The sequence below is a fragment of the Alteribacter populi genome (assembly GCF_002352765.1).
Taxonomy (GTDB): Bacteria; Bacillota; Bacilli; order Bacillales; family Salisediminibacteriaceae; genus Alteribacter; species Alteribacter populi.
In genome coordinates this window covers 3501869-3524005 of sequence record NZ_KZ293963.1, presented here as the reverse complement: position 1 = coordinate 3524005, position 22137 = coordinate 3501869, and the positions used below count along the sequence as shown (strand labels likewise).

The 22137-nt window shown below is 43.0% G+C and carries 20 protein-coding genes; 1 reads left to right on the top strand and 19 read right to left on the bottom strand.

The features are described 5' to 3' along the window. Positions 1 to 27 precede the first annotated feature (27 nt). From CDZ94_RS16330 to hpaI, 10 genes are all read right to left on the bottom strand, one after another. Positions 28 to 1332 carry a TRAP transporter large permease gene (locus CDZ94_RS16330; RefSeq protein WP_096438839.1) on the bottom strand — a complete coding sequence of 435 codons (1305 nt, stop codon included), beginning with the start codon at positions 1330 to 1332 and terminating at the stop codon, positions 28 to 30. Further along, the gene (locus CDZ94_RS16325) at positions 1329 to 1832 is read right to left on the bottom strand and encodes a TRAP transporter small permease (RefSeq protein ID WP_096438837.1); all 504 of its coding nucleotides are present in this window, start codon (positions 1830 to 1832) and stop codon (positions 1329 to 1331) included. Before CDZ94_RS16325 ends, CDZ94_RS16330 begins: the two co-directional genes overlap by 4 nt. 13 nt (positions 1833 to 1845) lie before the next feature. Further along, entirely contained in the window at positions 1846 to 2913 is a 1068-nt protein-coding gene (locus tag CDZ94_RS16320) for a TRAP transporter substrate-binding protein (RefSeq protein ID WP_096438835.1), read from the bottom strand. 106 nt (positions 2914 to 3019) lie between these two features. Next, complete coding sequence (locus CDZ94_RS16315) at positions 3020 to 3880, bottom strand: FAD synthetase family protein (RefSeq protein WP_096438833.1); 861 nt, start codon at positions 3878 to 3880, stop codon at positions 3020 to 3022. Between the two features lie 142 nt (positions 3881 to 4022). Further along, complete coding sequence (locus CDZ94_RS16310; protein WP_096438831.1) at positions 4023 to 4499, bottom strand: flavin reductase family protein; 477 nt, start codon at positions 4497 to 4499, stop codon at positions 4023 to 4025. Beyond that, on the bottom strand, positions 4500 to 5930 hold the full coding sequence (locus CDZ94_RS16305; protein WP_096440934.1) for an aldehyde dehydrogenase family protein: 1431 nt from the start codon (positions 5928 to 5930) through the stop codon (positions 4500 to 4502). Positions 5931 to 5969: 39 nt separating this feature from the next. Further along, positions 5970 to 6953 carry a 3,4-dihydroxyphenylacetate 2,3-dioxygenase gene (gene hpaD / locus CDZ94_RS16300; protein ID WP_096438829.1) on the bottom strand — a complete coding sequence of 328 codons (984 nt, stop codon included), beginning with the start codon at positions 6951 to 6953 and terminating at the stop codon, positions 5970 to 5972. A gap of 13 nt (positions 6954 to 6966) precedes the next feature. Then, positions 6967 to 8442 (bottom strand): 4-hydroxyphenylacetate 3-monooxygenase, oxygenase component, encoded by a 1476-nt coding sequence (gene hpaB, locus CDZ94_RS16295; protein ID WP_096438827.1) that lies wholly within the window; start codon positions 8440 to 8442, stop codon positions 6967 to 6969. Positions 8443 to 8590: 148 nt separating this feature from the next. After that, complete coding sequence (gene hpaE / locus CDZ94_RS16290; protein WP_096438825.1) at positions 8591 to 10120, bottom strand: 5-carboxymethyl-2-hydroxymuconate semialdehyde dehydrogenase; 1530 nt, start codon at positions 10118 to 10120, stop codon at positions 8591 to 8593. A gap of 36 nt (positions 10121 to 10156) precedes the next feature. Further along, positions 10157 to 11080, bottom strand: coding sequence for a 2,4-dihydroxyhept-2-ene-1,7-dioic acid aldolase (gene hpaI / locus CDZ94_RS16285; protein ID WP_096438823.1), 924 nt, complete (start codon positions 11078 to 11080; stop codon positions 10157 to 10159). 170 nt (positions 11081 to 11250) lie between these two features. Between hpaI and CDZ94_RS16280 the strand changes: the two genes are divergently transcribed. Beyond that, a complete protein-coding gene (locus CDZ94_RS16280) occupies positions 11251 to 12132 on the top strand; it encodes a LysR family transcriptional regulator (RefSeq protein WP_096438821.1) in 882 nt (293 codons plus the stop codon). Positions 12133 to 12242: 110 nt separating this feature from the next. Here CDZ94_RS16280 and CDZ94_RS16275 read toward each other — a convergent pair whose 3' ends face one another. From CDZ94_RS16275 to CDZ94_RS16230, 9 genes are all read right to left on the bottom strand, one after another. Then, complete coding sequence (locus CDZ94_RS16275; RefSeq protein WP_157911775.1) at positions 12243 to 12467, bottom strand: RpnC/YadD family protein; 225 nt, start codon at positions 12465 to 12467, stop codon at positions 12243 to 12245. A 162-nt stretch (positions 12468 to 12629) separates the two neighbouring features. Further along, positions 12630 to 13526, bottom strand: a complete 897-nt coding sequence (locus CDZ94_RS16270; RefSeq protein ID WP_096438817.1) for an Rpn family recombination-promoting nuclease/putative transposase — start codon at positions 13524 to 13526, stop codon at positions 12630 to 12632. Positions 13527 to 13935: 409 nt separating this feature from the next. Then, positions 13936 to 14568, bottom strand: a complete 633-nt coding sequence (locus tag CDZ94_RS16260; protein ID WP_096438813.1) for a fumarylacetoacetate hydrolase family protein — start codon at positions 14566 to 14568, stop codon at positions 13936 to 13938. Between the two features lie 365 nt (positions 14569 to 14933). Then, a complete protein-coding gene (locus tag CDZ94_RS16255; RefSeq protein WP_096438811.1) occupies positions 14934 to 16418 on the bottom strand; it encodes an aldehyde dehydrogenase family protein in 1485 nt (494 codons plus the stop codon). A gap of 14 nt (positions 16419 to 16432) precedes the next feature. Further along, entirely contained in the window at positions 16433 to 17326 is an 894-nt protein-coding gene (gene dapA / locus CDZ94_RS16250) for a 4-hydroxy-tetrahydrodipicolinate synthase (protein WP_096438809.1), read from the bottom strand. Between the two features lie 24 nt (positions 17327 to 17350). After that, positions 17351 to 18778 carry a Na+/H+ antiporter NhaC gene (gene nhaC, locus CDZ94_RS16245; RefSeq protein WP_096438807.1) on the bottom strand — a complete coding sequence of 476 codons (1428 nt, stop codon included), beginning with the start codon at positions 18776 to 18778 and terminating at the stop codon, positions 17351 to 17353. A gap of 72 nt (positions 18779 to 18850) precedes the next feature. Further along, positions 18851 to 19759 carry a proline racemase family protein gene (locus CDZ94_RS16240; RefSeq protein ID WP_096438805.1) on the bottom strand — a complete coding sequence of 303 codons (909 nt, stop codon included), beginning with the start codon at positions 19757 to 19759 and terminating at the stop codon, positions 18851 to 18853. A 17-nt stretch (positions 19760 to 19776) separates the two neighbouring features. After that, the gene (locus tag CDZ94_RS16235) at positions 19777 to 20799 is read right to left on the bottom strand and encodes a proline racemase family protein (protein ID WP_096438803.1); all 1023 of its coding nucleotides are present in this window, start codon (positions 20797 to 20799) and stop codon (positions 19777 to 19779) included. Further along, complete coding sequence (locus CDZ94_RS16230; RefSeq protein WP_096438801.1) at positions 20800 to 21981, bottom strand: NAD(P)/FAD-dependent oxidoreductase; 1182 nt, start codon at positions 21979 to 21981, stop codon at positions 20800 to 20802. It abuts the gene before it with no gap. Positions 21982 to 22137: the final 156 nt, after the last annotated feature.

The following is a 22137-nucleotide window of genomic DNA, read 5'->3' as shown; positions in this document are numbered from 1 at the left end:
AACCCTCAACGGATTCTAGCTTTTTTTCTAATTCCCTCTCATTAAGTCAGGTAAAAATGTGACAAGCTGTGGGAATAACACAAGTAAAATTAAACATAAAACCATCGCCACCAACATCGGGGTAACCCCTCTAAAAATCTTCTCAATAGGTACTTTGGCAATGCCGCTAATCACATAAACACTGATACCAAGCGGTGGCGTAATCAGGCCGATATTCATGACCATCACCATAATGACGCCAAACCACATGCCATCAAACCCTAAGAGAGTAATAAGGGGATAAACGACAGGCAACGTTAAAACAAAAATCGCAATTCCTTCTAAAAATAAGCCGAGCACAAAATAGACGAGAAGAATGACAGCTAATATGAGAAAAGGTGACATATCCAGTTGGCTTACAAAGGCAGTCACCTCGGCTGGGATTCGGCTAATCGCCAAAAACTGACTAAAGATATTCGCTCCGATTAAAATGAAAAAAATCATTGCGGTTAACCTTGTCGTTTCACTTAAAGACGTTACGAAATCATGCCAGCTTAGCCGTCTTGCACAAAGCGTAATGACAAGAGCACCAAGAGCACCAATCGCCCCTGCTTCTGTTGGCGTAAAATAACCAAAATAAATCCCACCAATACTTAGGCCAAACAGCAATAGAAAAGGCCATATCTTCATAAGACCACGCAATCTCTCGTTGGTCGTTCTCTTCTCACTAACAGGTGCTAGCGACGGGTTTTTCCGAACCACGTAGTAAATCACAGACATAAATAAGACCATTTGCAAAATTCCTGGCACAATGCCCGCAATCAACAGCTCCCCTACGTTTTCCATCGTCAGTACACCATAAAGAATTAAAATAACACTCGGCGGAATCAAAATTCCAAGCGTTCCACCTGCAGCGACACTCGCCGTGCTCAAACCCGAATCATAATTATACTTTTTCATTTCCGGTATTGAAATTTTAGCCATCGTAGCTGTCGTTGCATTTACGGAACCTGAGATCGAGGAAAACAAGGCACTCGTCCCGATCGTTGTCATGGCAAGACCGCCTTTAATATGACCGAGCCATGCATCAACTGCCTGGTACAAGTCGCGGCCAAAACCGCTATAAGATAAAAACATTCCCATAAGGATAAATAACGGAATTACGCTTAATGAATAGGAGCTAGCCGTGCTAAAAGGGGTTGTCCCTAACTGAACAAGTCCTGCTTCCCAGCCACGAATCGCCCCAAACCCTATAGTCCCGACGATAATTAACGATATACTAACAGGTACTTTCATTAAAAATAAAAGAAGAAGGAGAACAATCCCCAACGTACCGATCATTTCAGGACTCATGATTTACCTCCCCCCTTTACTGCATACTTCACGCCATGAGAAAACGCGACAAATGCGAATAAAAGGGTACCTACAGCAGCGAGGTAGGTAAATATGTATACCGGCAGTCCTAAATCACTTGTTACCGTGTGACGCGCGAACAGCCTTGTGCCATTCTCAAATAGATAATAAGTGATCAATACCAACACGATAAAAATCACAAACTGCATGACCGACAAAAGACGATTCTGTAACTTATTTGGCAGCTTATCGACTAAAAAACCAATTGCAATGTGTTCATGATGTTTATGTGTCATCGCCAATGCGAAAAAAACGAGTAATGCCGTACCGCTTTCCGTTAACTCCAACGCTCCTGCTATCGGTCGGCCAAATAACGACCGACCAATAACATCTGCACTTATACAGAGCATAATGAAAACGAGAATGCCATTTGATACATAATGTAAGACGCGCGTCAGTTTCATAACAATGCTATCCACTACTTTTCCAAACTGGTTCATCGTTAAATCCACCTTATTCGAGCTCTTCACTTAGTTCTAGCGCTCGCTCATAAACTTCACGTCCTGGTAATCCTTGATCCTCCATCGACTCAATCCACTCTTCAATAACTGGAGAAATTTGTTCGTGCCAAGTATCGATTTCACTATCTGGTATTTCGTAGATTTCAACTCCGGCCGCTTCTGCCGCTTCAAAGGCTTCCCTTTCGCGGTCATCAAAGACAGAACCAGCACTTGCAGCCATGCTTTCCCCTGAGACGCTTTCCAGTGTCTGTTGGTCTTCAGCAGATAAAGAATCCCAGCTGTTTTGATTCATCACAGTAAAAAATGTCGTATTATAAAAACTACCGACCGTAATGTAATCCACTACTTCATATAAACTATAATCAACCAGGGCATGCATCGGTGCAACCGACCCATCAACAACCCCACGTTCCAAAGCTTCATACGTTTCATTCATCGACATCGAAACCGGTGTTGCCCCCAATAGTTCAAGCCACCTGTTCACTTCAGGAGACGGAGAGCGAATTCTCATCCCTTGTAAATCTTCAACACTTTCTACTGGTTTACCCACTGTAATGATTTGTCCCGGCTCACTCGTGTAAAACCATAAAGGTACGGTCTCATCGTATTCATCTTGAATCTCCTCAAACTCTTTATACAAGTTCCATAGAATCTTAGAGCCGCCTTCTCCCGTCTCACTTATAAAAGGAAGTTCCATTACAGAGGTAAGCGGAAATTGCCCTGGCGTGTAGCTATGAACACTCAGTCCAATATCAGAGACACCTGTTGTGACAGAGTCATATTGGGTATCAGGTGCAGTAATAGAAGCACCAGGATAAGACGTTATGCTAATGCGGTCTTCTGTGCTTTCCAACACTTCTTCGATAAAGTCTTGAACCACGACAGTTTCTTGGGCATGGGTAGGGGGAAAGAAATGAGAGAAATCAAATTCGTGTGATTCTCCTGTACTGTCAGACCCGCCACCGTCCCCCGCGCCTTCTGAGGCACTGTCACCACACCCTGAAACAAACATCATGGTTCCGATTACAACTAAGGAAGATAGTATTCGGTTTATCTTCAACCTTTTCACCCCTTTAAAAATCGTAAACTCTTTTTATAGAGGTTTTCAAAAATTCCGAGAAACATAGCGACCAAATCTCTTTGTTGCTTTTTGAAAACCTCTACCATTACATCGCTCTTAACTTTCCAAACTTTTGATCCTGCCTTTTCCTTACCCACTGAATGTTAATATCACCTTCTAGCACGGAGCTCATTGGTTCTTTGAGATAAACATCAAGTCTTCTTTCTCCATTGAAATCTTCACCTTGCCACTCACAAATACCCTCGATACGCAACGCTTGTTGTTCAACCTTAATCTGATAGACACCAGGTTTGGGGAGCTTATAATCCTTTTCCACACTCACATAAACTGTTTCCCGACTCGAAACCGATCGATCTACAAACGCTTTTACTTCAAACGCCTTACCTAAAAAAGAAGGAATTTCTTCTACTTTTCCATTTTCCAAACGTTGCCGAATAGCTGTCGAACCAATTTTTTCACCTTGGCAGTCAATTTTTTCTACCTTTGTCGCATCAAATACTCCATCTCCATGGGCTACAATCGTATCCATCGTTCCCTGACCGCGGAACCCATAGGCAAAATCAAAACCGGCCACCACGTGCTTACAACCCACTCCACACACGTAATTCTGGATAAATTCCCGAGGAGACAAAACAGCAAAAGCTTGCGTAAAATCAACGACATAAACGACATCTACTCCGCAACGGCTGAAAATCGCTAGTTTTTCATGTAAAGGCGTAATAAATTGCTCAATCGCCCGATCCGGCTTTACCACTTTACTCGGATGAGGATCAAACGTCATCACCGCAAAAGCAAGACCTTGTTTCTCCGCTATCTGCTTCGCTGTTTGAAGAATCTTCTGATGACCAATGTGAACGCCATCGAAAAAACCGAGTGCAACAGCAGAGGGACGGCGCATGGATTGTCCTGAGCATATTGTCTTTTCATTTAATTTTACAGTTTCCACCGAAAATCCCCCTCTAATAATTAAATAAACACTCGGAATCTGTATATCAGGATTTCGCCCATCACTCTCTTTTAATTAGGGATTGCTGAATAACTCTAGAACTCAAATACAAAGGGCTTCGCTTTCCGCAGACGTATGCTACTTATTTAGTAGCCTCTAATGAAGTAAGTTCATAATATTTTCCAGAAAAATAGGCAAGCGGCTTCCCGTCATTTAAAGCAATATCACGAACTTTCCCAATGTAAAGCGTATGATCTCCCTCGATGTGAGCATTGTGTACATCGCACGTAATATTTGCTAAAGAGCCATGCAGCACAGGCATATTATCAAAGATTTCAAAGCCGACTTCCTTTTCTTCTTTACTTTGACCAGCAAAATAGCTCGACAAATCCTCCTGATTGTCCGCGAGTAAGCTTACAGCAAAAGAACCTGACTCCTCAATGTACTCCTTCATTCTCGCTCTGTTTGCAACAGAGATGACAATCAGCTTTGGGTTTAACGACACACTCATAAACGCATTAGCTGTCATCCCGTGTACTTTATCTTCCACTTCCGTTGTTACAACAGTCACACCTGTCGCAAACTTGCCCATCGCTTGACGAAACATACGATCATCCATTTATTTTCCTCCTTCACGATTTCGGTTAATGACGACCAGCTTTAACTCGGTCATTTCTTCTAACGCATACTTGATCCCTTCTCGTCCGGTACCGCTTTCTTTCACACCTCCATAAGGCATATGGTCCACTCTGAACGTAGGGATATCATTAATCATTACCCCACCGACTTCTAGTTTCGCTGCTGCATCCATCGCACCGTGAATATCGTTTGTGTAAATGCCAGCTTGAAGTCCGAACCGCGAATCATTCACATGTTCGATCCCTTCTTCTATAGAAGAAACACGGTTGATCATGACAACAGGGCCAAACACTTCTTGGCACGAAACCTTCGTCTTAGGGTCTACGTTCAACAAAACTGTCGGCTGGACAACACTTCCGTCACGGTTGCCTCCGCAAGTCATCGTTGCCCCAGACTGTTCAGCTTCACGAACCCAATCGACCACACGAGTCGCATCTCCTTCTGAAATGACCGCGGAAACATCAGTAGCTTCGTTGGCCGGATCCCCAATCTGAAGAGCTTGCGTCGCTTTTACAAACTGTTCCACAAAAGATTCGTAAACCTCTTCATGGACATAAATCCGTTGCAATGAAATACAGACCTGACCTTGGAAAGCAAACGCCCCTTTGACACAACGATTCACGATCGATTCCACACTTACATCCTTATCGACGATGAGCGCTGAATTAGACCCAAGCTCGAGCGTTACTTTTTTTAACCCCGACTTATTTCTAATGCCAATCCCGACTTCAGGACTTCCGGTAAACGTGATCATTTTCACACGATCATCCTGGACAATCCGGTCTCCTACTACTTTCCCGCTTCCAGTCACCACATTCAATGCCCCTGCTGGCAAACCGGCCTCTGCTAATAATTCGGCTAAAAAATAAGCAGACAGCGGTGTTTGTGAAGCTGGTTTCAATACAATTGTATTTCCAGATGCAATCGCAGGGCCAACCTTGTGAGCAACGAGGTTCATTGGAAAATTAAACGGTGTTATCGCACCAATTACCCCTAAAGGCTCACGTACTGTATAGCCAATCCGGTTTTCCCCGCCTGGTGCTGCATCCATCGGCAGCGTCTCGCCATGAAGCTGCCGTGCTTCTTGAGCTGCAAACCGATACGTCTGAATCGTACGTGCCACTTCTTCTCTGGCCGTGCGGATCGGTTTGGCCGCTTCAGCTGAAATAAGCTGCGCCGCTTCTTCTTTCCGCTCTTCTAAAAGCTGAACGAGGCGGTCCAGTACCGCCCCCCGCGCATGTGCAGGCATCGCTGCCATCGCCTTTCGTGCTCTCGTTGCAGCGTCAATTGCACGTTCTACTTCAGCTTCAGATGCGACCGGTACTTCTGCAATCACCCTGCCATCGTAAGGAGAAGCGAGCTGGACAGAATCGTGCGCCTCTTCCCAGCTTCCATCGATGTACAGCTTCATTTTTGCTCCAATTTGTACTGAACTCACCTAAACCCCTCCTTAAATGACAAACGTTGGTTTCCGTTGCTTTAATGTTGGCTCCGCGATTTCCTTCGTACGATCAGCAAACAAGTCCTGCACAACAGACGCTTCTTCAAACCAGCTGTCCGGTGCCTCATGACCCCAAAAGGTCGCTCTTCTCGGATCGTTAATGTCCCAACGGATCGGCTTGAAATCTGGATCACTCGTTAAATAGTCTCCATTGTAAAGTTCAATACGGTGGCCGTCCGGATCGCGCAAGTAAAGGAAAAATGCATTCGATAACCCGTGGCGTCCTGGGCCTCGTTCAATGTTTGCCGCATACCCCATTGACGCTAATACGTCACAGGCATGAATCAAACTCAGCTGATCACTCAGCCAAAACCCGACATGATGCAACCGCGGCCCTTTTCCGTTCATAAACGCGACATCATGAACGCTCGGCTTACGGTGCAGCCATGCCGCCCAAATTCGATCATCTTCTGTAGCCGTGTACTCTGAGCATGCAAAGCCAAGTTCTTTGCTGTAAAAATCGTACGCCTTTTCAACGTCCTGGACCATACAGTTAAAGTGATCAATCCTTTGAACACGAGCTCCTTTATACAAGTCGTAACGCTGGAGCATCCGCTCAACGCCGTCCATTTCTGCATAAAATTCTACTGGAAGTCCAGAGATATCTTGCACACGAAGCGTACGCCCGATCGCGTACTGCTCTCCTTTTTCAAGCCACTTTGTCTGGTAGCCTTTACTGGAAAAAAGACTTTCCAAACGTTCTAAATCACTGTCAGAATATACCTTATAGCTGATCACTTCAACGCTAGGTTCCTCTGCTTTTTTTAGCAAAATTGAATGGTGGTTGTGCTCTTCCAAACCGCGTAAGTAAAGGTGTTTATCATCAGATGCCGTCTCAATAAATCCGAGACCATTCACATAAAACTCACGTGACGCGTCAAGGTCTTTGACATTTAATACGGCACGTCCGGTACGAATAATGTTTAGCTCCATCTCACAACCCCCATTACACTTTCGATAGATTCGGCTTATTAGCCGGAACTTGATTTAGAAAATCTTGTACGTACTGCTTATACGTTTCTTTTTCATAGCCTTCAAAATAGGTCATCCCCATGCGGACCGGGTCCCCAAAGAAATAGTACTCATAGTGCATTTGCCGGCTTCCGAATGCACTCATCGTCATATCCCAGGCAAGACGGAACAATTGCACACGCTCGTAGCCTTCTAGATTCTTCGCTTGCAATCCACGGTGAAGGATTGGACCGATGTCCTCGTTTGCAAAATCGGCTTCAGTTGGAATTCCCATCATGCCCGAAGCTCCAAGCACCCGGAGAATCTCAACGAGACGAGGATATACACGCGGATACCAGTTCCTTGCCGCATTCAGCGCTTCAAAATCCGGCGTCATCGTTCCCGATGCATCGAGCTTCGCGTTATGCTCCGCACGATAAAGGTGAGACTTCATCGTCTCAAGAGTAAGCATGATCTCCGTTCCTTTGTCTTGCACGTGCTGGAACTGGTCGATTCCGATCGCATCCATAATGCTCAAAACAGTACCAAGTAAAAATTCGGTTTTCACGATGTTTTTGGCAACCACTTGATGGGACATATGAACGACCGCATTTGTTTCTCTAAAGGTCCGGTTACAAATCGACGAGTTACCACAAACAAAGACACGCTCCCACGGAACAAAGACATTTTCAAACGAGACAATCGCATCACCTTCTTCAAAACGAGACGACATCGGATGATCCCATTCGCTCTTACCGTAATCAAACGACTCACGGCTCAAAAACTTCAAGCCCGGTGTATTATTTGGAACCGCAAACGCGAGCGAGTACGGATCGTCTAGCTCTCCTGCTTTTTTCACAGTGGACGGGAACACGAGAATTTCGTCGGTAATTCCGCCTTGTGTCGCAAGCAAACGAATGCCATCAACGATAATGCCATCTTTATTTTTTTCCACTAAGTGAAGGGCTACGTTGGCATCCTTTTGCTGATGCTGCGCTTTTCCACGGTTTACCTGAGGGTGAATGAGCGTATGCGTTAAGCTAATGTCATTCTCACGGGCAAACTCATAATACTTGCGCGCGTTATCCGCAAACATCGGATCTGCTTCTGTGAAAAGCTCATTGTTCATTCCCATCGCCATGACTTCCGAGTTCAAGTAATCTGGTGAGCGTCCCATCATCCCACCTGACGTACGTGCCCATTCTTGAATCGCCACACGACGCTTGATCAAATCATCCACCGATTTTGGCTGCAAAAAGGTCATCCCGACTTTGTTTCCTGAAGACGGTGACGTATAGAGCATCTTTTCCTCTTGCTCAAACTGCAAATCGTAAAGGCGTGCCATCGATTTGACGACATTTTTTAGCCCCGGATGCTCCGTGACATCATCCACACGCTCTCCGTGAAGATAAATATTGTTATTCGCTTTTTTCAAGCGATTGATATATTCCTGGCCTGTTTTAGCTCCCATCGAATCTCCTCCTGGAAATAGATTCTACATAAAAGAGAATTTATTCTACATAAAATACGAGTTATTCAACACAAAATAAGATTTATTCTACATAAAGTACGAGTTATTCAACACAAAATAAGATTTATTCTACAAAAGAAAGAAGTTCTTACGTTCGCTTCTCTTTCCCAAACTGCGGTATCGGATGATCACTTAATGCGACATGCACGACTTGGATTTCAGTATAAAATTCAAACGCGTAATAGCCACCTTCACGACCAATGCCACTATGCTTCGAGCCACCAAATGGCGTACGTAGATCACGGACATTTTGCGAGTTCACCCACATCATTCCTGCATCCACTGCTTGAGCCACCCTGTGACCTCGCTTCATGTCATTAGTCCAGACGTAGCCGGCAAGCCCGTAGCGAATATCATTTGCCATTTCCACGACTTCTGCTTCGTCTTTAAACGTCATCACCGCGATAACCGGTCCGAAAATTTCCTCTTGAGCCACGCGCATCTCGTTGTTCACGTTAAGCAGCAACGTCGGCGGGACAAAGTTTCCGTCAGCATATTTCGCATCAACATGCCCGCTAATCACTTGAGCACCTTCTTCTTCAGCAACGCCAAGGTAACGCTTCACATTTTCAAAGTGTTCTGTGTGAATCAGTGGTCCGACTTGCGTCTCATCGTCTAACGGATCGCCAACACGAATGTTTTTCACACGCTCAATGAGCTGTTCAACAAACGTGTCGTATAGATTTTCGTGGACGAACAGCCTTGAGTTCGCCGTACACCGCTCGCCGTTAAAAGAGAAAATGCCCCACGTACACGCATCAATCGCTCTATCAATATCGGCATCGTCAAACACGATAATCGGTGATTTTCCGCCCAACTCCATCGAAAAACGTTTTAATGGATCGGCACCGTTCTTCATAATTTCAGAGCCTGTCGTCGTCTCCCCGGTAAACGAAATCAGTGGCGCATCCGGATGAGCGACAAGTGCTGCGCCTGCTGTTTCCCCAAAGCCGTGAACGATGTTGAAAACTCCTTTAGGAAGGTCCGCTTTATCGATAATTTCCGCTAAACGGTTTGCTGTCAGAGGGGACCATTCAGCCGGCTTTAGCACAACCGTGTTTCCAGTAGCAAGCGCTGGGGCAATTTTCCACGTTTCAAGCATAAACGGCGCATTCCACGGAGTAATAAGTCCCGCTACTCCAACTGGCTTATGAACCGTGTAGTTTAAAAATTCATCGTCCACTTGGTACGCATCACCCGTTAACCGGCTCGACACCATTTCCGCGTAAAACCGAAAGTTTTGTGCCGCCCGTGCAACCATCTTCTTCGTCTGGTGAATCGGCAGCCCTGTATCGAGAGACTCGAGCGGGGCAATCTCATCGATGTGCTCATCGATTAAGTCCGCAATCCTGTTCACATACACAAGACGGTCTTTAAGCTTCAGCTGCCCCCATTCTCCTTTGAAAGCTGCTTTTGCAGCACTTACCGCTTTGTCAATATCTTCTGCTCCACCTGAAGCCACTTGGTTGATGGCGTAGTTCGTGAAAGGATTTTTATTTTCAAATGTTTCGTTCGAGCTTGCCGAAACAAACTCCCCGTTAATATAGAGCTTTACATCGTCTAATTTACTGTCGTGCTGCAATTTTTCCTGGTTGACTATTTCTGTTGATTTCGTCACTTCGCACCCTCCTTCAATCTTGCATCCGCTTACAAATTACTTCGACGTAACTTCACCTGAAACACTTGTATACGTTTTCAATACATCGCGAATTTCGTTTTGCAACGCTTCTGTTGGCAGGTCCATCGGCATACGCAATACCGGCTCAATTTTCCCCATAATGCCAAGAGCCGCTTTCAGTGGTGCCGGGTTCGTGTCTTTAAAGAGCACATCATTTAATGGCATCAATTCAAAATGAAGATTAAGTGCACGTTGGACGTCACCATCTCGCCACGCATCATAAATTTCCGCAACCTTCTCAGGCGCTACGTTCGCTGTCGCACTAATATGACCCGCTCCACCAATTGCAAGCATCGGATAGCATAGCAACTCAATACCCGAATAAAGGTTAAAGTCACGACCGCAATTTAAAAGAACGCGGTTAATATGTTCAAAGTCTTTATTCGATTCCTTCACGCCAATAATGTTGTCACAGTCTTCGCTCAGTCTTGCGAGAGTCTTCACGTCAAGATTCGTCGCCGTTCGGCCTGGAATGTTGTAAACAATAATCGGAATATCAACACTGTTAGCAACCGCTTTGAAATGTTTGTAAAGGGCATGCTGAGATGGTTTATTGTAATAAGGAACGATTACAAGTGCTCCGTCTGCTCCCATTTCCTGTGCTTTTTTCGTTAAATCCAGCGTCTCTTGATGATTCGTAGATCCCGTTCCCGGTACAAATGGCACACGGCCATCCACTGCTTTCACCGCAGTTTCCATTACTTGAATCCGCTCTTCTTTCGTAAGTGAGCTCGGTTCCCCAGTCGTTCCTGTTACAGAAATTCCATGACTGCCGCTTTCCACATGCCAGTCGATAAGTTCCTTCAATTTCTCCAAATCCATTGAATGATCCTGCTTAAATGGCGTGACAATCGGTGCAATTGACCCTCGTAGTCGTTGTTTTGCTTCTGCGTATTTCATTGCTTAATCTCTCCTTTTTAAACGTTTACTTTGATTTTAAACTTCTCGTTAAATTGACAAATTTATTCGAATTTTCCTACAAATAAAACGTACCATGTGCTAAGCTATATGAGAAATATTGATTTTATATAGAAACGATATGAAAAATATATACAATGAGGTGGACTGGTATGGACATTAAACAACTCAAGTATTTCTTTACGATCGCCGAAGAAGGACAAATTACGAAAGCGGCAAAAAAACTGCACATGGCTCAACCTCCCCTCAGCCAGCAGCTCAAAGCGCTCGAAGAAGAACTCGAGGTCCAACTTTTTGAACGAAACGGTCGGACGATGGAATTAACGCAAGCAGGCGCTTTACTGTTTGAAAAAACGGAGCGAATTTTATTAGAAATGGATGAGATTCGTGAGGAAGTAAAAGAAAGTGACGAAGGGTTGCGCGGTAAACTAGCAATCGGAACCGTGAAATCATGCTTTTCTTATTTACCCGAGCGGATTGGTCGGTTTCGCGACACGTATCCAGCGGTAAGCTTTTTATTGCGAGATGGCGATTCGTACCAAATTGGTGAGTTGGTGAAAAATCGAGAAATAGAGCTAGGAGTAGTGAGGCTTCCATTAGAAATGAGAGAATTCGGGCACGTCCCATTGCCGGACGAACCGTTTGTCGGGGTGTTTCATGAAGCTTTAAGATCAGGTCACACAGGCACTTCGATGAAAATGGCAGAATTCAAAGATGTCCCTCTTCTTTTATTACACCGAATAAGCGGCGCTGGGCAATATGAAATGATTTTAGAAGAGTGTCGTAAGCACGGCTTCGAACCAAATGTTATTTGTGAATGTCCCGATGTGACGATGCTACTGTCGCTTGTAGCAAAAGGTGTGGGTGCGACAATCGTGCCGAGGTCGACTTTGTTCTCTTTTCATGCGCCGGAATTAGTCGCATATGAGATTGAGGATGCTGCGGTACGGGCGAAGTCAGCGGTAATCTGGTTGAAGCAACGGCATTTATCGAAGCAAGCGCGGCGGTTTATTGAAGGGTTTAGGGTGGAATAATGTTTTTCTACGTCGGCCAAGATGACCCCACATTCCGAGCCTAACCAGCGATGATCTAGCAGGCACGGAGATATATTGAGCAACCCTCAACTGTCTGCCAAATACTTGGTTCACTCTAACGCCAACGCCCGTACCTCTGCTTCAGGTAATTTTGTCAGTTTTACGATCAAAGCTACGTCCATTCCTTCAGCCAACATACGCTTTGCTGCCTCTTGAAGGCCTTCTTGTCTTCCTTCTTGTATTCCTTTTTCCATGCCACGGCGCTCATACGAATTCATCATCTCAAACACCATGTCTGCTTCTTTCGGGGCAAGCTTTTTCGTTTCTTCCTTCAACACGATCTCCTCCTCTTCATTTAATTGGACGTACGTATCGAAAAATCGCGTGACAAAATGTTGTTGTTCCTGTGTTAGTTCAAGTCGAGTCATGGAGTAAAAGCGGGCCATCCTTGATCACGAGCGACAAGATAACTTCGATTGATAACAGGCACTGAAACCTTACTCTAACGCCAACGCCCGCACCTCTGCTTCAGGTAATTTTGTCAGTTTTACGATCAATGCTACGTCCATTCCTTCAGCCAACATACGCTTTGCTGCCTCTTGAAGGCCTTCTTGTCTTCCTTCTTGTCTTCCTTCTTGCCTCCCTTCTTGTATTCCTTTTTCCATGCCACGGCGCTCATACGAATTCATCATCTCAAACACCATGTCTGCTTCTTTCGGGGCAAGCTTTTTCGTTTCTTCCTTCAACACGATCTCCTCCTCTTCATTTAATTGGACGTACGTATCGAAAAATCGCGTGACAAAATGTTGTTGTTCCGGCTTTAGCTCAAGACGAGTCACCATGCGAAGAAAGGCAAGCTTCACTTGAACTTTCTCTTCTTCATTATACCCCATATGAGAAAGCAATGCGGCAACTGCCGGGTTATCATCATTTAAAAACTGGCGCCAGGGAAGGTGTCTTAGCAATAAGCTTTGGTATTGAAACGTAAGGGTGGTTTGGTTTGGGGTGCCGATTGTAAGGGTTGTAGGAGGCTCGCTATTGGAATCTGTGTAACTGAAAACCGCGATCGGGAGAACGGGAATTCGGAAATGGTCGTAGAGGCGAAAAAAGTAGCGAAGCATCCTAAAATGAAATTGCGAGTCATAGCTGGACTGAGCTTCAACATGAATGAGGATCATCGTCTCTTTCCCGCTAAGTCGCGTTTTTACAATCAGATCTGGGCGGAGAGGATGATCGGAAGAAGCCTCTAGCCAGCTTTCTTCTGACAAAAATTCAATGGAGTGAAAATCAATCTCTTTTGTCGTATCTGGAAAAAACGCAAAAAGGGAATCAGTGAAAAAGTATTTCAGAAGTTGTTTAAACAGTAGATCGTGAGGTGTTGGGGAGTCGGACATGACGTCCTCCTTTCAAATAGAGGGGGTTAGGGGGGGAACCTTGATTTACTTGTTATTCGACATAGATGATGATTCTCCTGCACAAACCTTGTTTCTTTTTAGAATAAAACGTTATACAGTGCTTAGTTTTAATAACAATCAGAATACGGGATTATGCCATGAGCTGGCAGGTCCATAACATAAGCCTCTGTGAAGTTTTCTAAGTTTCGTGTAAAATACTGAACCTTCACGGCTTTTCGACTTGTTAAACAAACGTTTGATTAAACTGAGAGGGTTGTAATTATTACTCGAGTAAGCAAGGAATTTTTCGAAAAAATGATCAGCTAACACACCGGCTACTTCCAAAGCCGCCACCAGCAATAAATAGAGCCGTGTTTATTTTATCATCACGGCTCACTCTTTTTCATCATTAAAGTAGCAAAGCACATTCCTTCCTCACTATTTTATTCTTCAAAGTCCCAATACCGTCAATTTTCACTTCCATTTCGTCTCCGGGCTGCACCGAGCCAACTCCATGGGGGGTTCCGGTCAGGATCACATCACCTGGAAGGAGCGTCATCACGTGTGATATGTAAGAGACCAGGTAATCAACAGGAAAAATGAGCTGGTTCACGTTTGATTGCTGTTTAAGCTCACCATTTACTCTTAGTTCAATCGTAGAATCATCAAGATTAACACCTTTTGTAATGACATTACCAATTGGACAAAAGGTGTCAAATGACTTCCCTCTCGTCCATTGACCATCGGAAAATTGAAGATCCCGGGCAGTCACATCGTTTGCACATGAAAAACCATCGATAAAGTCAAATGCTTGCTCTATTGAAATATCTTTTGCTTTCTGCCCGATAATAACCGCTAATTCTGCCTCATAATCGACTTGCTCTGTTTCTGGTGGATAAATGACATTTTCACCGTTTTTTATTACAGTTGTACTTGGTTTTAAAAATAGTAACGGCTCATTCGGCAAAGGTAAATCCACTTCTTTAGCATGATCTTTGTAGTTTAAACCGACACATACAATTTTCGATGGAACTTTTTCCATGATTGCTCCTCCTCTTTTTGAAACGTCCAACTATGTCTGGTCAAATGCCGATTTCTCCTTTACTATGTTCATAACATTTGTTTGTTATCTATCATAATCATTAGCGACATACAATGATAGGAAACTTTAGTAAACCTTCCATTCTCATGTTCCTCTCATTTCTTTCTTTAGGAGTATTTCAGCCTATGTTTCTATTTATTGATGATCTTTCCATCAGACGCACCTTCAGGTACCCTCATTACCTTCGTTTATACCCCTTCACTCCCCCACTGTCAATCAACTTTTCAAAAAACCTCCCTCTCACTAAGCAGGCTATCATTCTAACTAAAAACAGCTGCCCTATACTGAAGGACAGCTGCATTATTTTATTGCAAATTCACCCAAACACTTTTCACTTCTGTATAGTTATCTAATGCATAGTTCCCCATTTCACGACCGATACCCGATTGTTTATATCCGCCAAATGCTGCTGCAGGATTTTCTAAATTATAATCATTAATCCAAACAGTTCCGGCTTTTAACTTGTGTGCCACCTTATGTGCTGTTTTAATATTTTCTGTCCACACCGCGGCAGCCAAACCATATACACTATCATTTGCACGTCGTATCGCTTCTTCTGTTGTGTCAAATGGAAAAACGGCAACCACTGGACCAAAAATTTCTTCTCGAGCAATCGTCATATCCTCTTCTACGTCAGCAAAGACGGTAGGACGAATAAAATATCCTTTATCAAAAGGTTTTTCACCGCCAGTTACGAGTTTCGCTCCTTCACTTTTCCCTTTTTCAATATACCCAAACACTCGGTCATATTGTTCTTTTGATACAAGCGGCCCCATATCCGTCTCAGGGTCTAGCCCATAACCGAGTTTAACTTCTTCGGCAAGCCTTGCTAATTCATTCACGACTCGGTCGTAGTGTTTACGGTGTACATACACTCTTGAGCCAGCACTGCAATTTTGACCGTGATTATACATGATTCCATCAAAAGCACCCTCAATGGCTTTATCAATATCCGCATCTTCTAGAATGATATTAGGAGATTTCCCCCCAAGCTCAAGCGTAATATCTTTAACCGAATCCGCGGCTTTTCTCATAATGGATTTGCCAACCACTGTTGATCCTGTAAAAGCAATTTTATCTACATCCTGATGATCAACTATAGCAGCCCCGGCAACCTCTCCGAACCCAGGTACAACATTGACAACACCATTTGGAAATCCTGCTTCATTTAGTAGCTCTGCTGCATAAAGTAAAGACAGTGGCGTTTGTTCTGCTGGTTTCAATACGATAGTACAACCTGTAGCCAGTGCCGCACCTAATTTCCAGGAAGCCATCGACAATGGGAAATTCCAAGGTATAATTTGCCCAACTACTCCTACAGGTTCATGTACCGTATAATTTAAATAATCATGAAATATCGGTACCGTTTGACCAAGTACTTTTGTCGCCCACCCTGCATAGTATCGAAAGTGCTCTGCAGTGCCATCGATATCATCTGCTAAAGCAACAGAGTATGGCTTTCCATTATCTAGTGATTCTAATTGTGCAAGCTCTTCTCTATTCTTCTCAATCAAGTCAGCGAATTTATATATAAGATGCGATCTTTCAGCAGCACTTAATTTAGGCCATTCACCTTCTTCAAAGGCTACTCTTGCTGCACTAACAGCTTTGTCTATATCATCAGCTTGAGCCTCACTCACGTTAGCAAGCACTTCTTCCGTAGCAGGATTATAAACCTCGAACTCTCTCCCACTACTTGAAGGAACGAATTCTCCATTAATAAATAATTCTTTTTTTCCTTCTAAGAATTTCTTTACTTTCGGTTTTAATTCAATTTGAGACATGATCATTTTATTTCCTCCTTCTATTTTTCAGTTACTAATAACCCTTTCAAAATGTCCTGAAGCATTGTATCTTCTTTCTTCGTTAGCGGCAGTCTTGGTTTACGTGACGGACCTCCTGCTAACCCTTGTATGTCCATCGCTCTTTTCACGATTTGTACATACTTACCCGATCCTTCAATAAATCTACAAAGTGGAAGAACTCGATCATACAGTTCCCATGCCTTATCCATATCACTTTCTTTTACACTCTGATATAAATCTGTCACAAGCCTTGGCACCACATTTCCTGCAACAGAAATCCATCCCTTTGCCCCTACTAAAAACGACTCTAGTGCTAAATCATCGGATCCACAAAATGTTGTTACAAACCCACTTCCTTGCCTTGTAATATCTCGTAATTTACCGATATCTCCACTAGATTCTTTAATATGAGTAATATTCTCTACATCACGGGCAACCTGTAAAATCGTTTCAGTCTCAATATCGACCCCAGAAGTAAATGGATTGTTGTAGATCATGACTGGAAAACTAACAGCATCTGCTACTGCTTTAAAATGCTCATAGATTTCTTCCTCTTTCGGGTGTGCATAATACGAATTAATTAACAAGGCTGCATCTGACCCTATGTCTTCTGCGTGCTTTGTATATTCAATGGCATCTGCCGTTGTTTCCGCAGCTGTACCTACAAGAAGTGGAAGACGGCCATTCACCTGCTCAACCGCTACTTCTGCCACTTTAAGCCGTTCTTCCTTCGTTAAACTGACAAACTCACCTGTACTTCCATTAACAACCACTCCGGCTACGTCTTCATTAATAAAATGGTCAATATTCTTTCTTAAACCAGGAAAATCAACCTCCCCTTCACTTGTCATTGGTGTAATAAGTACTGGAAATGCCCCTTCTAGTTGTTTCATTAAAATATCCTCCCTATTTTTGTTTTAATTGACATTCTCTTTGACTCCTGATGTCTCACCATCTACTTCGTTAGCGTTCGTGTACCAAATAAATTTGTTCGTAAATCCATATAAAATCGACATAACTACAATCAAAAGGTTAAACCATAAAAATGGCAGGTAGGCCAGCGTAGATACGCCTAGTGTTGCAGCCATAAATACACCACCATCAGACCACGGAACCATCGGGGTTGTCACCGTTCCTCCTGCTTCTGTATTTCTTGAAAGTATTCTTCGGTCAATTTTCAAGCGATCATAGTTTTCTTCGGTAATTTTACTAGCGGTAATGATCGAAACATAAGCAGCCCCTCCAAAAAAGTTACCAAAGAAGCCAGAAAGTAAAGTAGATAACGTCGTTTTGCCAGCGTTATCTGCCCATGTCAGCATTTTGATGCAAATCGCTCGTAAGATGCCGGTTTGTTCCATTAACCCGCCAACACCTAAAGCAAACAAAATGAGTACGATCACTTCAAGCATGAAGACAATGCCGCCACGGTTTAATAGATTATCAATAAACGCAACACCTGAATCGATTGAGTTACCAGCATATAAACTATTAACCGCATCAAAGAGGGAAACATTTTGAAATAAGAATGCCCACACAGTACCTAATAGTGCACCGAACAAAATCACTGGTATGGAAGGTTTTTTCATGGCGAGTAAAGTGATGACGATCGCAGCAGGCACAATCATGTACCAGCTAATCGTAAAGTACTCATTTAGTGAAGCCATCGTTGTTTCTGCTTGACTTAACGTCCCACTACTATCATGAAAAAACAATCCAGTCGTTAGAAATAAAGCTCCTGCTATAAGAAAAGCCGGTGCACTGACATAAAGCATGGATTTGATATGTTCAATGACATTGACTTTTGATAAAGAAGCTGTCATTACTGTCGTATCAGAAAGTGGAGAGAGTTTATCACCGACATAACACCCGGATATTACAGCACCTGCAACTAATGCGATGGGAAATCCGAAACTCGCTCCAATACCCATCATGGCAATACCCGCAGTCCCTGCCGAACCAAAGGATGTTCCTGTCGCTAAAGATGTAATCGCACAAATGACGAATGCAGCTAATAAGAATATGTTTGGATTAATAATGGAAAGCCCGTAATAAATGATACTAGGAACAATACCACCAGCAATCCATGTCCCAATTAATGCACCCACAGCTATTAGTATAAGAACAGCTTCCATTCCATCATTTATCCCTTTTATTATCCCTTGCTGCATTTCTTTGTAGCTATGACCTATTCTCATTCCTACGATCATGATCATAAACCAAGTGGTTAACAAGGCAAGTTGAATTGGCAAACCAAACTGAATGACAAACAAGAACATGATTAAAACAAAAGTGATTAAGACAAATAACACTTCTGCTAATGTAGGTAATCTTTTATCAGCACTCATTCTTCACTCTCCTTTTTTAAACGGTTTTTCAAATAATGAAAGATATCATCTCTACATTAAAAACTCTTTTCTCTACTTTAGTAAAAACCCATTTTCCAAATGGTCTTCCTGATCATAAATAAACTGATGCATTCCCGTTATAAATCCTTGCGTTTCGATGTAAAATTGATCTCTAGTACCAGGAACCAATTGAACCGTCAACTTGCTTCCATAAATACTTTGATTTGTAAGCTGGACAGATTGACCTGATCTATTCAGTAGAGCAGCAAATATGGCAACAGTGCTATCTACCCCTGGGGAGCGTAGGATGTATCCATCGTTTCCAAACGTCACCGACTGAATATTACCGTCCACCGAGTCCATAGAATCGACCAAGGTTATGCCATCAAATATGGCTTGTCCCCTCCTAGTTTTTTCTCTCGTTTGCTTTCCCCATCGCATGATAGTTGATAAGCTTTCCATATGAATGCTGGCTATCGACTCAGGAAGCTCGTAAATCAAGTATTTTCGTGAGCCGTCGACTTCTACCATGTCGAATTCGTTGGTAGACTCAACAACTTTGCACGCCTTATTTTCAAAACGGACCCTACTCACCACCTGATTTTCATATTTTGCATAAACCGTAAACACGCCATTGACTGTTTCAATATCATAGAAATCATCTTCTTTTTTGGCCAAGTTACCTGTTTCCAGTAAAGCTGTAATAGAGGCAACGAACCCGCTATATTTAAATTGAACGTCACTGTCGTGGTTAACAAACATTAAAGCATAATCAGCCACTTTGGAAGGAAGGACAAAGCACCCATTCATACCTCGATGCCCCCTCGGCTCGTTTAGTAGCCACTCCACCTCACGCTTATACTTCTCTTCAAGGAAGGACTGATTTATTTCGGTTAACGCTATAGGTGATTCGATTATGATTCTGAACACCTCACCTAATACGTGTGTATCAATCGTTGAAAATATTTTTTTAACCTGCATCTCATCACCTTCTTTTTCTAGTGATCTTCCATTGGAGGAATAAGCAAAAACCCTTCCCTTAACGGATCTTTTTCGTTATAGAAAAAACGGTGCATTCCCATAACCCAAGCCGAACCTGTCACTTCGGTTACAACGGCATCATAGTCCTTAATGCTAGAAACTTCTGTGATTCTAGCTTTAAAAAGCGTACCTACTATACTCTCATGGACAAACCGTTCATCTTTTTCTATTTCATTTTTACTGAACATCGTAGCTAGCTTTGCAGAGGTTCCCGTTCCACAGGGTGAACGGTCAATTCCACCAGGAGGAACGACGACTGTATTTTTAACATCGGCATCTGGATGAACGGGATCAGTAAAAAATTCAATATGTGTAAGACCTTTAATAAACGGATGCTCAGGATGAACGACAACCTCCGCTTCGTTAATTGCATTACGTATCGCGATAGCCTGTTCAACAATGAGTGAAGCATTCTGCGTGTTTAACTCTATTCCAAGGTCACGTGCATCAATAATTCCGTAAAAATTGCCTCCATAGGCAATATCACATTTCACATGACCGACACTTTCTACATCGATTTCAATGGATTTCAGCAAAAATGAAGGCACATTTGCAAACGTCACTTCTTTTGCCACTCCATTTACAACCTTAATTTTTACTTTTACTAAACCTGCTGGTGTATCCAACTGAATCGTCGTGTAAGGTTCAGTGCTTTCAATTAACCCTGCTTCTACAAGAGCCGTACAGCATCCGATCGTATCATGACCACACATCGGCAAATAACCTCCTGTTTCAATAAAAATCACCCCAATATCAGCTGCTGGATGACACGGATCCACGAGTAAAGCACCAGACATCACTTCATGACCTCTAGGCTCATTCATTAAAAACTTTCGGATCCAGTCATAATTGTTCTTCATATAAAGCATTTTTTCAGACATCGTATTCCCTTTTAAAGGGGGAAGACCACTAATGACCGTTCTCGTAGGGTTACCTCCTGTATGTGTATCGATCGTTGAAAATAAACGCTGAAAATTCACTTAACTCGTCACCCTCTCTTTAAATCGATCATAGCGTAACGGTTCGGTTGGTATAGACGTCTCTTTTCCGGTAATCATTTCTTCAATGACTTTTCCGGTAATCGCTGCTAAGCTGATCCCATCCCCCTCATGACCAGCCGCTACATAAAATCCCGGTACTTCATCAACATGGGACACGATAGGAAGATGATCTTTCGTCCACGGTCGTAAACCCGCATACGTTCTAATCACAGTCATATCGGCTATTTTAGGATAGAACCTCACTGCTCTTTTCGCGATGATTTTTGTAACTTCGTGATTCACTTTAAGATCAAAGCCATTGAACTCTCTGCTGCTACCAATTAAAAAGTTCTGGCTTTCAGTAGGCTCAAAAACTAAAGCAGCACCATATTTTTCTGTTAATGAATCGACGGTTCGCTCACCGCCGAACTTCGAAATCAAATAACCGAATTCCATTACTTTCCTAAGACCAACCGGCTGTTGCCTTGAAGCGACAATTAATTGTCCCTTTCTCGGCTTAATCGGGATATCAACATCAAGCATTTTTCCAATAAACGGAGCCCACACACCACATGCATTAATCACTTTGTTAGCTGTAAACACGCCGTTATTTGTTTCAATGACAAATTGCTTTGCTGCATTTTTAGCAACATGTTTAACTTCCGTATGAGTATGTAGCTTCGCACCATGTTTTTGGGCGCTGTAAAACATCGAATACGTTAGCATATAGGGGTTGACTGTAGAATCTGTTTGACATTCCAGGCCACCGTAAAGATCTTCTGCAAAATACTTAGATTCATTCCGCAAGTCTTCTCGGTCTAGCATGTTGAATTCGAGTCCAGCTTCCTGTTGCTTGTGTACCCACTTTCGTGCTGCTTCCATTTCAGCGTCGTTTTCACAAACGAGAATGCTTCCTGGATTGCGATATTCAAATGAAAGTTCAAGCTCCTTCGATAATTTATGGACTAACTGCTGACTTTTTAAGGACATTTGACTATCGAAACCAGGATCCTTGTCAATAGCGAGAATATTCCCATCACATCTAGAAGAGGTACCACTAGCCAATTCCTTTTTTTCTAAAACCGTCGTATCCAATCCCGCTTTTGAACAATAGTAAGCAATCGCCGCTCCGATAATACCTCCACCAATGACGACTACATCTCGATGAATCGTTTTTTCCATAAAATCCTCCTTTCTCCGTCGTGTTATTCAATTATTAATGCAACTTTCATGCCAAGAACAAAATATTCACACCATTCAAAATATAATTGAATTTTAAAAGCATACATGTAAAAATAATTTTAAAGTGTAAATTTTCTTATACATCAAAAGGAGATG